The sequence below is a fragment of the Ottowia thiooxydans genome (assembly GCF_040548795.1).
Lineage (GTDB): Bacteria > Pseudomonadota > Gammaproteobacteria > Burkholderiales > Burkholderiaceae_C > Ottowia > Ottowia thiooxydans_A.
Genome location: NZ_JBEPSH010000013.1, coordinates 1 through 13,687, shown reverse-complemented (window position 1 = coordinate 13,687; position 13,687 = coordinate 1). Strand labels below are relative to the sequence as shown.

Annotated in this window: 8 protein-coding genes; 7 read left to right on the top strand and 1 reads right to left on the bottom strand. The window is 57.9% G+C overall.

The features are described from left to right. Positions 1–2: 2 nt before the first annotated feature. The 4 genes from ABIE13_RS24820 (at position 3) to ABIE13_RS24805 (ending at position 9,177) form a co-directional block, all read left to right on the top strand. Positions 3–647: a 4Fe-4S single cluster domain-containing protein gene (locus tag ABIE13_RS24820; RefSeq protein WP_354448533.1), complete on the top strand. Its 645-nt coding sequence runs from the start codon at positions 3–5 to the stop codon at positions 645–647. Next, positions 644–6,910: an AAA domain-containing protein gene (locus ABIE13_RS24815; RefSeq protein ID WP_354448532.1), complete on the top strand. Its 6,267-nt coding sequence runs from the start codon at positions 644–646 to the stop codon at positions 6,908–6,910. Before ABIE13_RS24820 ends, ABIE13_RS24815 begins: the two co-directional genes overlap by 4 nt. Then, positions 6,907–8,259: a hypothetical protein gene (locus ABIE13_RS24810; protein ID WP_354448530.1), complete on the top strand. Its 1,353-nt coding sequence runs from the start codon at positions 6,907–6,909 to the stop codon at positions 8,257–8,259. The genes ABIE13_RS24815 and ABIE13_RS24810 overlap by 4 nt, the downstream gene beginning before the upstream one ends. Positions 8,260–8,538: 279 nt before the next feature. After that, a complete protein-coding gene (locus ABIE13_RS24805) occupies positions 8,539–9,177 on the top strand; it encodes an MBL fold metallo-hydrolase (RefSeq protein WP_354448528.1) in 639 nt (212 codons plus the stop codon). 52 nt (positions 9,178–9,229) lie between these two features. Here the strand turns inward: ABIE13_RS24805 and ABIE13_RS24800 are convergent, their stop codons facing one another. After that, positions 9,230–10,528: a D-amino acid dehydrogenase gene (locus ABIE13_RS24800; RefSeq protein WP_354448527.1), complete on the bottom strand. Its 1,299-nt coding sequence runs from the start codon at positions 10,526–10,528 to the stop codon at positions 9,230–9,232. Positions 10,529–10,649: 121 nt separating this feature from the next. Here ABIE13_RS24800 and ABIE13_RS24795 point away from each other — a divergent pair, with 121 nt between their 5' ends. The 3 genes from ABIE13_RS24795 to ABIE13_RS24785 all read left to right on the top strand — a co-directional run bounded on the left by ABIE13_RS24795 (position 10,650) and on the right by ABIE13_RS24785 (position 13,453). Next, positions 10,650–11,129, top strand: a complete 480-nt coding sequence (locus ABIE13_RS24795; protein WP_354448525.1) for a winged helix-turn-helix transcriptional regulator — start codon at positions 10,650–10,652, stop codon at positions 11,127–11,129. 201 nt (positions 11,130–11,330) lie between these two features. Then, positions 11,331–12,581 (top strand): AmpG family muropeptide MFS transporter, encoded by a 1,251-nt coding sequence (locus ABIE13_RS24790; protein WP_436278484.1) that lies wholly within the window; start codon positions 11,331–11,333, stop codon positions 12,579–12,581. Positions 12,582–12,745: 164 nt separating this feature from the next. After that, a complete protein-coding gene (locus tag ABIE13_RS24785) occupies positions 12,746–13,453 on the top strand; it encodes a response regulator transcription factor (protein ID WP_354448521.1) in 708 nt (235 codons plus the stop codon). Positions 13,454–13,687: the final 234 nt, after the last annotated feature.

Here is a 13,687-nt window from a genome sequence, read left to right as displayed (position 1 = left end):
GCATGAAGCTCTCACTTTCGCGGATCCATTACCCCGTCACAACGCTAGGCCCTGGGCGACGTATCGGCATTTGGTTCCAGGGATGCTCGATCCGATGTGCGGGTTGCATCTCGCGAGACACGTGGCGATTTCGTGAGGGTGACGTCATGGCGGAAGATGTCATCCGGCGGATAGCCCCCTGGATGAACGAATGCGACGGCGTCACGATTTCCGGTGGTGAGCCTTTCGATCAGGCTGCGGGGTTGTTTGATCTGCTGAAACGCATCAAAGCTCACAGGCGCGCGGCCAATGTGCTCGTCTACAGTGGATACGATCTAGAGCGGCTGGACGCACATCAAGAGTTGCGTCGGGGGTTGATCGACGCATTGATCACGGACCCTTATGTCGGGGATGCGGATCAAACAAAGCCTCTCAGAGGCAGCGACAATCAGCGTCTTCACTTCCTCTCTGAGCTGGGAGAGGCCGTCTTCGGTCAATACGAGCGGCAACTGGGTGACTCAGACAAAAGCCTGGATGTCATGTTTGACGACGAAGGCACCGTGTGGTTGGCCGGTATTCCGCGCAAGGCAGACATGCATCGCCTCGCGGCAATGCTGCGCGAGAGCGGCCATGTGGCACACATCACAGAAGCACCGAAAATTTTATGAACGACCAGACGCTTGTTCGGTTTTGCCCGAACTGCCAAACTGAGCGAGCTCTCACAGAGATGTTCTGCGAAGGCACGATTGGCGCCCATCGCTGCGACTGGAATCTGTTGGACGTCTCCATTCGTCCCACCGGCTGGCGCCCAGCACCCGTGATCCCCGCGCAAGCCCCACAGCCACCAGCTACGCTCACATGCGCCAATGGCCACGGCATGGAAGCGGGCGACCTGATATGTTCGGTCTGCGGCGCAGACCTTGCTCAAACAGAAGTTGCCGCAACGCCATCGACGCAGCCGGCGCCTGGACAGGCGGAGGAGACTGTCATAGGGGGGTGGCGGGTGCTTCGCGCGATCAGCAGTGCTGTTGGATTGCGAGATCGTTACCTGGTCGAAGAAACAGACTCTGATCGCTCAGGCGTTTTGACGCTGTACCACCATGGTGCCGAGCCAGATCCGTCTGTGTACGACGCACTGCGTCGCGTATCGCTGGAGCACGTTCCGGAGATCTTCGCAACGGGCCGCTGGAATGATCGCGCCTTTGAAGTCGCGGAGGAACTAACCGGAGGCACCTTGGCGGACCTGGGCATCGTCGTAGATGACGCCACCTCTGTTCGACGGATCGTCTATGAACTTGGCAAAGCATTGGATGCCCTGGCGGAATCTGGCCTTCGGCATCGAGATATCCGGCCAGGAACACTCCTCGTTCGCAACCGCGATCCATTGGACCTTGTCATTGGAGGCTTTGGGTCTGCTCGCCTTTCCGAGTTCGACCTGGACATTGTCTCTCCGCTCGAGGTGACCAGATACATGGCTCCGGAAGCCGTGGCGGGAGGCGTCGCAGCTGCATCAGACTGGTGGAGCCTTGGCATCGTCCTCCTGGAACAAATCACGCGAGGAGCGTGTTTTGAGGGCGTCAATCAGCACGCATTCCTCATTCACATTCTCTCGCACGGGGTCACTTTGCCCGCTGGGTTGCCTGCAGACATAGAAGTGCTACTCAGGGGCCTGCTTGCACGAGATCGACATCAACGATGGAAATGGTCTGAAGTACAAGATTGGCTTGACGGCCATGCGCCCTATGCCCCTCCGTTGGCAACGCTTAGAGGAGATCAATGCCGAGGCCCGCGCCTTACGCTTGGTGGCAACCCATATTTTTCGCCGCAGACTTATGCCTTGGCCGCCGCAGAGGCCGCCAATTGGGCAGAAGCTCAAGATCACTTCACTCGGGGCAGCATCACTACCTGGGCACAAGACGCAGCCTTCGCACCGCAAGTCCTGGCGGGCCTTCGCCGCATCGCCAAAATCGACACCATTGACGAGGACTGTCGCCTGCTGGTTGCGCTGAAGGTACTCAATCCAGAGATGCCTCCGATCTACCGGGGAGATATCGTCACCCCGAAATGGCTGCTCGACCATCCGATCGAAGGTTACGACCTGGTGTCTGGCGCTGTACCGGATCTGCTTTCCGAACTTGATGCAGAGAACTGGCTTCTCCGGCTCAAGTCTCGTGCCATTGCGGTCCGGACACGTGCCCACAACTTGTCCATCGATCTCGACGAAGACACGCTCCGCATCAACCTCCTCAGTACCTCGCGAGCCCGCCTTGCCGCTGAATGGGAAGAACGCATAAAGTATCTGCCGGACTCAGAACACCATGGGTTGCTCAATTTGTTGGAACGACGAAGCGTCAGCGAGGAAGACCTCATCGTTGTCCTGAGTGCAGCAATCAGTCAGTTTCGATCTTGTGATGCCATCGTCAATGAAGCGGGGGGCTTGGCCCGGCAGGCTGGCGTATTGATTTTCGACGAAACGAGCGCGCAGGACATCATCCAATGGCCACGCGGCGAGATACTCCAAGCGGTCGCGGAGCGCATTGAAGGCTTTGCCAAATGCGCCTTTGCGCCCCTGAATGAATGGGCAGACCAGTTCAGGCTAGAGAAGCGCCTGCCCCTCTCGAAGGCCCTTGTGTTGCTGTCCATCCCTCAGGAGGAATGGCAAGAACCACAGAAGCAGCAGTACATCTCTCAGATTCTTGACTTCTTTGAGAAGAAGGTAGTGAGCGCAGTCCTGCGGGGACCACTGGTGCGGATGACCATTGCAAGAAGTTCACCACGCGTGGACTTGTCAGAACTTCAAACAAGCCGACTAGATGCCAGCGCTCTGCTCAATCACTTGATTCAGCGCAGTGAGCGCTCCGTTACGCTGGATCCAGCAGCACTAGATAGACCTGAAAGTTCAACCGGCTCCAGGCTTCAAAGCCTGGAGCGCCACAACCAGCTTTACAAGCGTGACACGGGGATTGATGGCCTTTATCTGGGGTTCCCCTTTATTCTGACCAAGGACGGCAGAACCGGCTCGTCCACGCGGATCGCACCGGTGTTGCTATGGCCCGTTCGCTTGCATCACGAGGTGGGGACACGAGGTAACGCGACACTGAGCTTTGACAATGATCGCGAGGAAGTTCGGCTCAACCCGGCGCTTGACGCCATCTTGGGGCCTGAGGCAGCAAAGGCGTGGCAGCAAGCTGCGGCAGAGGTTCTGGGGCGATCCGCATTGACGGCCGCCGACGTCATCGACGCGTTCGGTACCCTCGCAGCGCCACGATCCCGTGCGCTTGGCCAACTACCAGGCCCCAAGACACAAGTGGCACCACGAAGCAATGAATTGGATTGCTCCGCCGTGTTGTTCCATGTGACTTTCATGGGCCAGGCGATTGGTGAGGATATTCGTACGTTGAAAGAGCGGTCGCCTGCGGGGACTGGCCTTGAGACGGCGCTACGTTTGAATGCAAAGCCCCATGGCGACGAGAAGGGGGCACAAGCTTCGCGAGAAGTCGATCGTTTTTTCACGGTCCACAGCGATCCTTCTCAAGAAGAAGCCGTGTTGCTTAGTCGCGAAGCCCCAGGTCTTTTGGTGGAAGGTCCACCAGGCACCGGCAAGAGCCAAACGATCGTCAACATGGTTTGTGACGCTATTGGTCGAAGGCAAAGTCTATTGATCGTCTGCCAAAAGCACGCGGCGCTCGAAGTGGTTTGCAAGCGGCTCATTGCTGAAGGGCTAGGGCAACGTATCGTCATGGTCAACGACGTCAACCGCGATCGAATGCCCATCATTCGAATGGTGCGGGAGCAACTCGAGGAGTTTGCTCGCCGCAGTATTGACCCCGTCGCAGCGGTTCGACGAAAGCGAGAGGCTACTGCAGCCCGAATTGATGCGCTTGAGGGCGCCATCGACCGACATCACGAGGCGCTCCACCGTGTTGATGATCGAATCGGCACCAGCTACAGAACGGTGCTGGGTGAGTTGATTCGGCTGGAAGAGCCCGCGCCGCCCCTCGATATCCCAGCCCTTCGCCCACTCTTGGATCGGGTGAGTGTGGGCGAATTGGCCTCACTGGAGGAGGAAATTGCACCTCTGGTCCGCCACTGGTTGCCTGCGAAATACGAGGGCAGCGGGCTGGCTCCGCTCTTGCCCTTCGCACCGGATCAAGCCACGCTGGAGGACTTCACCGAAGCTTTCAAGCACTTTGCACAGTGCGAAGCGCTACGGGTCGATGTGCTGATGACCCGCTCAAGCAGCTTTGAAGTGGACGATCCTTCGCCACATCGAGCCTGGCTGGCTGCGCATGGGCACGAGTTCTTGGATCTGCCCGACGAGCAGAGACTGACGTTGGCCAGATGGCTGCCCTTGTTCCGGCACGCAGACCGGCCTGGCGATCGCTTGATTTCAGAGCTGTCAGCCCTCCGAGATGATCTCACTTCATGCCGATCCGCTGATCACGACGGGCAGTTGTCGCCCGCGTTGACCAAGGTAGAAGCGGCCAGGCTCACCAAGTTGAAGGATCTCGCCACCGAGGCCAGTGCTCCCAGCGGAATGCTTGGCAAGTTCAATCCATTCAAAGCGTTGAGAAAGAGGCAAGTCGTTCGGTTTCTCAAGGACTTGGGAGATACAGGGACACCGCAACGCCTTGAGGCGCTGATATCTGCTGCGACACTTGAACTGAAATGGCGCCCCATTCGGGCTCGGATCGTGGAGGTCCATGCGCAACTCAAACTGCCTGAACTCGAGGCAGATGCCGGTTTGACACTCCTGCCTACATTGGCGCGAACGCTGGGGGACGTTACAGGAACATCAGTGCTGGCATCCCACCTGGCTATCGCTCCGTGGCCTGAGCGTATGGATGAGGCTGTCGCTAAGGAATCCAAAGATGCAGTCTTGAAGCTCTTTGCCGAATTCGACGCCGCATTTGCCCGCTTCGAGGCTCGAGCAGAGAGCCAAAAGGCACTCCACAGACTCGAGAGCTGGGTGCAACCAGAATGGGTGCAGAGATGCTCACGGGCCATCGTGACCAATGAGATCAACGCGACGAGCGTCAACTCAATTAATGCTGCGCTACCGTCCCTGTCGGCATACCAGCAGTTCCGAGGTCGAGCGCAACGACTGAGCCCACTGGCCACCTCAGCATTCGCAGCTATGCGGGCCAGAGAGGCTCAGCTTGAAGTTGTGCCGGTTTATGAGCTTGAAGAGCTCACTCGAAGGATCCTCAACAGAGAAGCGCGACTTGGCTGGAAGAACAGCTTTGAACAGTCCACACCAGAACTTGCTTTCGAGCGGCACGAGCTCGAAAGCAAGATCGCGAGCCTTGAGACCCTTGATCTTGAGATGCGCGCCCTCAACCGTGAACTTCTGAAGGAGGACTTCGAGCAAGGCTCCATCGCGCCACTGAGAGCTTGGGAAGACATCACGCGCCTGACAGGACAACGTGCGCGACGTCTGCGAGAATTCATCGACATGGGCAGCAGCCTTGGACTGATGAAGCTCCGTCCGATCTGGCTGATGAATCCGGATGTCGCCAGTCGCGTCCTCCCACTCAAAGCGGCGCTGTTCGACAAAGTCATCTATGACGAGGCGTCTCAAATGCCCGTCGAGTTCGCGCTGCCGTCCTTGTTCAGGGCGCGGGTGACCATCGTGAGTGGAGACGAGAAGCAAATGCCGCCAACGGCGTTCTTCTCCAGCAGGATCGAGAATGATGAGGCCCAGGCGTTTGATGGCGAAATGCCGGACGAAGATGCCACGGAGGACGAGCGCGAAAGCTTTGATGAGACCTGGAACCGCAGGGAAATCAAAGACTGTCCAGATCTTCTGCAACTTGCTCGGACCTGCTTGCCCAATGCGAGACTGCAAATTCACTATAGATCAGCATACAGGGAGCTGATCAACTACTCCAACGCAGCCTTCTATGGGAATGACTTGAGCGTACCGGTCCGCCACCCAGAATCCACAGTTCTGCGAGAAAAACCTATCGAGATGGTTCGAGTCGATGGCGTCTACCAAGATCAAACCAACCCCGAAGAAGCCAACAAAGTGGTGGAGTTGCTGGCGGAGATGTGGAAGGCACCCTATGCGCAGCGGCCGTCCGTTGGGGTCGTCACATTCAACCGGAAGCAGGCTGACCTGATTGAGGAGGCACTTGAACTGCGCGCAGAGCAAGATCCAGAATTCCGTGAAGCCTACCGCCTGGAGAGCGAGCGCAATGAAGACGGCGAGGACATGGGTGTGTTTGTCAAGAACGTTGAGAACGTACAAGGCGATGAGCGCGATGTCATTTTCTTCTCATCGACGTTCGGACGAAACAAACAAGGAACGTTCAGAAGGAACTTTGGGGTGCTGGGCCAAAAGGGTGGAGAACGCCGCCTGAATGTCGCCGTCACTCGGTCACGGCAGAAGATTGTCATGGTGACATCCATGCCAATATCCGATATATCCGACATCCTGACCACCAGGCGCCCACCCACAACACCTCGGGATTTCCTTCAGGGTTACATGGAATATGCAAGGGCGGTATCTGGCGGCGAATTCAGCTCGGCGCGGACGCTGCTTTCAAGACTCTCTATCTCGAGAGAAACTACGGCATCGCAGAAGCCTCAACGATCTGCTGATGGCTTCATTGATGCTGTGGGAGAGTTTTTGCGCTCATTGAACCTGAGCATCAAAGCGTCGGAGGAAGGCGATGCCTTCGGCTTGGACTACGCAGTAGAGCGCCCCGACACCGGATTGTTTGCCATCGGCATTGAATGTGATGCCCCAAGGCATGCGCTCCTCGCTCGCGCTCGTGCTAGAGAGGTGTGGCGCTCCAAGGTCTTGGGGCGGGCCATCCCCGTGGTACACAGGGTTTCGTCCCATGGCTGGTATCACAACGGTGCTGATGAGCGGCAGCGACTTGCTGACGCTGTCCAAGCAGCTTTGCGCTTGGAGGTGGCGGCATGAGTGGTCCCAAAGTTGTGCGGGTTGTGACCAGAGAAGAGTTGGTGGCTCAGGGAGAGTCTTTGCTGGCTCGACTGGATCAAGCACTGAACATTTGGCGGCGTCAATGCGCTCAGTTTGGACAGATAACCGAGCAAGAGTTGACTAACGCCGTTTCGCGCCGCGATGCACTGGAAACGCTGCTCCGCGCGGATCAGTTCCAAGCATTCAGCAAAGGTGCGAACAATGAAATCGGGTATCTTCAATCCGATGTTGAGACGCGACGTCAGGCTGCCATTGAAGCCAAAGCAAGAGAGCGCGCCCGAGATGTGTCTGGCCGCCAGAACGCCAAGGCATTGGCTAAAGCGTTGCGTGCAAAGGCCGGTGTCGATGCCAACCTGATCGCCGAGCTCGAAGGGGCGGCAACAGGGAACCTATCCATCGCTGCAATCGACCAGCTGTTGGCAAAAGGTATTCAGCTGCTTTCAAATCGAGAAGGCAAGCAGTTGACCGAAGGGCAACGCCAACTGGCTGGCCGTCTGGGAGCTGGTGAAACCACGCAAACCTTGGAGCAGTGGAAAGCCAACCAGATCAAGGTTGACTCTCGCCAAGAGGCCCTGCTCAAAGCAATCACTGAGTTGGCCATGTTGGGAGACGTCGGTACGTCGGAGATGTTGAATACACACCTGGCATCTCTGCTGCAAAGCGGTGACACGACTCAATACGCAATGCGCATGGATAGCCTGCTTATTGATGCTCGCAATGCAAAGACAGCCTTCGTTGCCGCCGAACAAGCCATCAAGGAACTGCAATTGGTGACAGCTGAGTTTTCGAGGGCTGGAATCGACGCGGCAAGTTGGCAGGCCAAGGTTGATCTAGCCACCCAACAGAGATCTGTGGAGCCCCTCCGCTTGTTGGCGGATGAGGGGCGAAACGAACTTTCTCAAGCTTTGCGATCCAAAACTGCGCTTGCTCGCAGGCAGGCGGTACTTCTTGGATTGGCCAAGCTGGGGTACTCTGTACAAGAAGGCATGTCGACCACACTGGCTCAGGATGGCCGCTTGGTCATCAAAAAGCCAGACATGCCAGGTTACGGCGTAGAAGTAGCTGGTGGGGCTGCCAACGAAAGATTTCAAGTTCGAGCGGTTGCGCTCTCTGCATCGAGAGATATGACACGCGACCTTGATGCCGAGTCCCGATGGTGCCAGGACTTCACAAATCTTCAGGCTGAACTGCGCGTCAATGGCGATGAGCTCGTGATTGAGAAGGCCCTGCCTGTAGGGGCAGTCCCCTTACGTGTCATTGAAACTGAAGTAGCAAAGCACACCGTGACTAGGACTGCAACGCCCATTGCCAAAGGACGGCATCAATAGCGGTTCGCCAGCGCAACAAACAGGGAAGGAACACAGCATGGCCGTCTGTCTTAGAAAGAGCATCTGAGTGAGTTCCTTGAGTTTCAACCGCTCCAAGTTGGGATGGGTTCTCTGCGCTGGACCCACTAGGCGGAACTGGAAACAAAGGGCGATTCGCAGTCAGGCGAAAATTTCGCAGCCCGCGTGATGCTACGCTCCCAAAAGTCGTTTCGAATCAAGGCGTTTTGACATTATGTTTTGAGTTTTTGAAACTTTGCTATCCGATATGTCGAGAATCCCATGCTGAAATACCTCACGGTTCCTGTCACACCTTTTGCTCAGAACTGTTCCATCGTCTGGTGTGACCAAACCCTCCAAGCCGCCGTGATTGACCCCGGTGGTGATCTGGACAAAATTGAGTCTGCTGTCCGGGAGCTTGGCCTCAAGTTGGAGCAGATCTGGCTCACCCACGCCCACATTGACCACGCCGGCGGCACGGCCGAATTGGCGAAAAGGTATGGTCTTCCGATCACAGGCCCGCATCCGGGCGATCAGTTCTGGATCGACGGCCTTGCACAGCAGTCGCAGATGTTTGGTTTTCCCAAGGCGGAGCCCTTTACGCCCTCACGTTGGCTGCAAGATGGCGATACCGTGCAAGTGGGTGAAAGCGTGCTGAACGTTCGGCACACTCCGGGCCATACGCCAGGACATGTCGTGTTTCATTCACCGGAAGCCAAGCGGGCCTTCGTAGGCGACGTGCTGTTTTCCGGAGGCATCGGCCGTACCGATTTTCCCGGTGGCAATCATCCAGAGTTGATCTCCAGCATCACCCAGCGTCTATGGCCCATGGGTGATGACACCGTCTTCATTCCAGGCCATGGTTCGGAAAGCACCTTCGGACAGGAACGGCGCAGTAACCCCTTCGTGCGCGGAACCTGATACGCCAGGTACCTGGTCCCAAAACCGGGCTGATCAGGCACGCGCTGGCGCTTCAGGCAGAGGCACGTTGCCAAGCTGGCGCCGCACCGAATCCGCTTTTTGCGTAACGGTCCAGCGTCAACCCGTCCATCGAGATGTCGGTGGGGCGTCCCGTGGCCAGGTCTGCAACCAACTTGCCTGAGCCGGCAGCCATGGTCCAGCCGAGCGTGCCATGACCAGTGTTGAGCAGAAGGTTGTCGTAGCGGGTAGGGCCCACGATGGGGGTGCTGTCGGGGGTCATGGGACGCAGGCCTGTCCAGAACTGCGCGCGCGGGATGTCGCCTCCGGTAAACAGATTGCCCAGAACCATTTCCAGCGTGGCTCGCCGACGCGGGTTGAGCGCGAGGTCGAATCCTGCAAGTTCGGCCATGCCGCCCACACGGATGCGTTGGTCAAAGCGCGTGATGGCTACTTTGTAGGTCTCATCCATGACGGTGGATTGGGGCGCACGCGAAGCGTCCACCAGGGGCACGGTCAGGGAATAACCTTTGACGGGGTAGACCGGAAGATCCAGGCCCAATGGTGCGAGCAACTCACGTGAGTAACAGCCGAGTGCCAGGACGTAGCGATCGGCCTCCAGGACCTCACCCCCTTCAAGCCGAACTCCGGTGATACGGTCACCATTGGTGAGCATGCCTGCAATGCGGGTTCCGAAGCGCAAGCGCACGCCTTTTTGCTTGGCCAGATCTGCCAACTGCGTCGTGAAACGATGGCAATCGCCAGTTTCATCTCCAGGCAGGTGCAAACCTCCGACCAAGCCGGTTGCGTGGGCCAGCGCGGGCTCGATTTCATGCAGTGCGTCGCTGTTCGTCATGAGCCGGTAAGGAACGCCACAGGCATCCAATACCTGGGTGTCGCGCCGGGCCGCCTCCAATTGAGCTGCAGTGCGAAAAACCTGCAGCGTTCCCAGCGTGCGTTGTTCGTACTCAATACCGGTTTCAAGGCGAAGTTGCCGCAGGCGATCACGGCTGTACTCAGCCAGTCGTGTCATGCGCTCCTTATTCACCCCATAACGCTCGGCTGTGCAATTGCGCAGCATGGCGGCCATCCAGCGCCACTGAAAAAGTGATCCGTCTGGTTTCCAGGCGAGCGGCGCATGTCGCTGCATGAGCCACTTCATGGCTTTGAGAGGAATTCCAGGGGCAGCCCATGGCGTGGAATACCCAGGCGATACCTGGCCCGCGTTGGCAAAGCTGGTTTCTTGCGCCACGCCAGGCTGGCGCTCCAGAACAGTTACCTCGACTCCAGCCTGCGCCAGATGGTAGGCCGTACTGACTCCGATCACCCCGCCGCCAAGAACAATTGCTTTCATCGCCGTCTCCTCGAATGAGAAGAAAGTCTAAGAAAGAGTGCGCCAAAAAAATCACTGAATTGCTTGATGCTTCGCTGATTAGCTATCAAAATTCACTGATAGAAACTGTTTTGTCAGTGAAATGCACTTCCTCGACCGAATTGACAGAAAAATACTCCATGAACTGCAGCGTGAAGGCCGCATTTCCATGACCGATCTTGCCGAGCGGGTGGGGCTTTCCACCTCCCCTTGCACTGAACGCGTCCGGCGCATGGAGCGAGAAGGGGTCATCAAGGGCTACCACGCGCGGGTAGACCCGGAAGCGCTGGGTAGAGGCCTTCTGGTGTTTGTTGAGTTGACGCTCTCGTCCAAATCTGCTGAGGTCTTTGAGCAGGTGCGGCGAGAGCTGCTTCATGAACCCCGTGTGCTGGAATGCCACCTGGTGTCCGGCACGTTCGACTACCTCATCAAGGCCAGGCTTTCTGCCATGCGCGAATACCGCGATCTGTTGGGGCAAATCCTGCGCAAAGTACCCGTTCCGGCTCAGAGTAACAGTTACGTGGTGATGGAAGAGATCAAGGAAGGTTTGCTGATGCCGGTAGATCCTGTTCCGGCAGCGTGAATAATAGAGCGATGAGTAACCAAGAAACACTTCGCAGCGCTTTCCCTCTCCGGGCCTTTGGCGTCCTGCGCGCCAGCGACAGGATCGTTGCCGGAGTGGCCTGTGTCTGAGCAGGCGCTGGACTCAGCCTCAGCCGCGTCAGCGCGCAAGCCGTCCTGGCTTGAAAGCCTGAAGATTTACCTGGAACCGGCGAGCCTGCGGATGCTGGCCCTGGGTTTTTCCGCCGGATTGCCGTTGATGCTGGTTCTGGGAACGCTGTCCTTTCGGTTGCGTGAAGCAGGTATTGACCGCAGCACCATTGGCCATTTGAGTTGGGTGGGTCTGGCCTATGGCTTCAAATGGGTCTGGGCGCCGCTGGTTGACCGTGTGCCACTGCCTGGTCTCACTCGCTGGTTAGGGCGTAGGCGCAGTTGGCTGCTGCTGGCTCAGTGCTGCGTGGCGGCGGGCTTGGTGGGGGTGGCTATGGCAGACCCCAGTGTGTCGCTTATGACCGTCGTGTGGTGTTCGCTGGCGGTGGCTTTCGCGTCCGCTACGCAGGATATTGCGCTGGACGCCTACCGGATTGAATCCGCCCCTGCAGACCACCAGCCGGCTTTGGCTGCCAGCTACCAGACAGGCTATCGTCTGGCCATGATCTGGGCAGGCGCTGGCGTGCTGTGGTTGGCCGCACGGGCGCAAGGGTCCACTGGCGGCTATGACAATTCAGCGTGGCAGGCCGCCTACCTGATCATGGCTTGCTCCATGGTCATTGGGGTGCTGACTGTCCTGTATTCCTCCGAACCGGTCAACGTACCCTTGCAGCGTGCGCGGAGTGCCGCAGAGTGGATTCAAACGGCGCTCATTGATCCGTTCGCGGACTTCTTTCGCCGCTATAAGTGGCAAGCGGCATTGATCCTGGCCTTGATCGCGGTCTATCGCATCAGCGATGTGGTGATGGGCATCATGGCCAATCCGTTCTATGTCGACATGGGCTACACCAAAGATGAGGTGGCGGCCGTCACCAAGATCTACGGGGTCATCATGACGCTGGTTGGCGCCTTTGTGGGCGGGAGCCTGGCGCTGCGTTTTGGCGTGATGCGCATTCTCATGCTCGGCGCCGTGCTGAGCGCAGGCAGCAATCTGCTGTTTGCATGGCTGGCTGGCTACGGACACAGTGTGCCCGCCCTGATTGCAGTGATCTCCATGGACAACCTTGCCTCGGGAATTGCGTCTGCAGCCTTTGTGGGCTATTTGTCCAGTTTGACCAACATCAGTTATTCAGCCACGCAATACGCGCTTTTTTCTTCGTTGATGTTATTGGCTCCGAAGTTCGTTGCCGGATTTTCTGGCGACTACGTGAACGCCTTTGGATACAGTACCTTTTTCACAAGTACCGCGCTATTGGGGCTGCCTGTGCTGGTGTTGGTGGCAGTGGCCATGCGCGTGCAGCGCAGGCACGTGGGCAGCGCGTGAGGCGCATTGCCTGTAGAAGAGCAGACAACTCTCCGATGTAAACCAGGGCATGGTCACACTGAATGAAAGCGCTGAAACAGGGCATGGGTTTACCTATCTTTACGTCTCCGACAAGCGCGGCTGTCCTAATGCAGGCAGCATGGCGATGAAGGATTAAGGAACGCATGAGTACACACCACCTGCTGATGATCGAGGACGATACCCGCCTGGCCGGCATGGTTAGCGAGTACCTGTCGCAGTCAGGCTTTTCCGTCACTCACATGACGGATGGAGAGTCCGGACTGGCCGCGCTGCGGGACAAGCCTGCCGATCTGGTCATTCTGGATTTGATGTTGCCCGACGTCGACGGCCTGGAAGTTTGCCGCCGCATTCGCGCATTCTCCGGTGACATGGCGCGTGTTCCCGTATTGATGCTCACTGCCAAGGGTGATCCCATGGACCGCATCATCGGTCTGGAACTGGGGGCCGACGACTATCTGCCCAAGCCTTTCGAACCTAGAGAGCTGCTGGCCCGCATCCGTGCCGTGTTGCGCCGCCATCAGACAGGTGCCACGCCGGAGCACAAACTGATGCGCTTCGGTGCCCTGGAAATTGACCGAGATGCGCGTGTGGTGACCTTGGCTGGTCAGCCGGCTGATCTGACCAGCTATCAATTTGATCTCCTGGTGGCGTTGGCAGAACGCGCAGGCCGTGTGCTGACGCGCGATCAAATCATGGAAGCCGTGCGCGGGCGGGAATTGGAAGCCTTCGATCGATCCATTGACGTGCACATGGGCCGCATACGCGCGGCCATAGAGGAAGACGTCAAGAACCCCAAGCGCATCTTGACCGTACGCGGCGTGGGGTACGTGTTTGCCAAGCAGCAAGCCTGATCCACTTTGGCGGGGTGTGCTGCATGGCCAATCCATTCGATACCAGCCGATCCTGCCCCAATGCAAGCCGCATGATTAGGGCGTGTCATCAATTAAACCCCCCACGCGTTGCCAAGCCAGGGAGCGCCAGGCTAGGCGTGGCGAGCGCCGTGTACTACTGTACACAAGCGAGCCCCAACAACCCCAGGCGCGCCCCGGGGTGGCCACCCCTCGGGCGGGCGCGCCCCCCGGCGG

What these genes read in the sequence shown, in the direction of transcription:
- ABIE13_RS24820 (WP_354448533.1), top strand. Translation starts at nt 3, where the DNA reads ATGAAGCTCTCACTTTCGCGGATCCATTACCCCGTCACAACGCTAGGC.
- ABIE13_RS24815 (WP_354448532.1), top strand. Translation starts at nt 644, where the DNA reads ATGAACGACCAGACGCTTGTTCGGTTTTGCCCGAACTGCCAAACTGAG.
- ABIE13_RS24810 (WP_354448530.1), top strand. Translation starts at nt 6,907, where the DNA reads ATGAGTGGTCCCAAAGTTGTGCGGGTTGTGACCAGAGAAGAGTTGGTG.
- ABIE13_RS24805 (WP_354448528.1), top strand. Translation starts at nt 8,539, where the DNA reads ATGCTGAAATACCTCACGGTTCCTGTCACACCTTTTGCTCAGAACTGT.
- ABIE13_RS24800 (WP_354448527.1), bottom strand. Translation starts at nt 10,528, where the DNA reads ATGAAAGCAATTGTTCTTGGCGGCGGGGTGATCGGAGTCAGTACGGCC.
- ABIE13_RS24795 (WP_354448525.1), top strand. Translation starts at nt 10,650, where the DNA reads ATGCACTTCCTCGACCGAATTGACAGAAAAATACTCCATGAACTGCAG.
- ABIE13_RS24790 (WP_436278484.1), top strand. Translation starts at nt 11,331, where the DNA reads ATGCTGGCCCTGGGTTTTTCCGCCGGATTGCCGTTGATGCTGGTTCTG.
- ABIE13_RS24785 (WP_354448521.1), top strand. Translation starts at nt 12,746, where the DNA reads ATGAGTACACACCACCTGCTGATGATCGAGGACGATACCCGCCTGGCC.